The sequence below is a fragment of the Paraburkholderia sediminicola genome (assembly GCF_046026895.1).
GTDB lineage: Bacteria > Pseudomonadota > Gammaproteobacteria > Burkholderiales > Burkholderiaceae > Paraburkholderia > Paraburkholderia sediminicola_C.
The window spans coordinates 1-268 of sequence record NZ_JAQQEU010000319.1 but is presented as its reverse complement, the minus strand read 5'-3'; the positions used below and the strand labels follow the sequence as shown (position 1 = coordinate 268).

Here is a 268-nt window from a genome sequence, read left to right as displayed (position 1 = left end):
GCTCCAGTTGCAGATCGCGAGCGACCAGGCGCAGTCGCGCCTCGGACTCGGCAGCATCACGCTGATTGACGGCCACAAGGGGCGCAGCACGCCACGGGGCGAAGGGTTCGAGCTGGCGACCGCGGGCCACGGCGTGGCGCGCGCCAATAGGGGCTTGCTGCTTACCACCGAGACGCGATCAGGTGCCACGGCTCCGATGAAGGACATGGGCGAGACGGTGCAGCGGCTGACGCAGGCGCGCGAACAGCATGAAGAACTGGCGCAGCTT

1 protein-coding gene is annotated in these 268 nt (G+C 68.3%); it reads left to right on the top strand.

Annotated features, from left to right (window positions below; all coding sequences use genetic code 11):
* Positions 1-268 (top strand): type VI secretion system Vgr family protein (locus tag PQR02_RS40945; protein ID WP_408243471.1); only part of this gene is annotated, 268 nt, incomplete at both ends.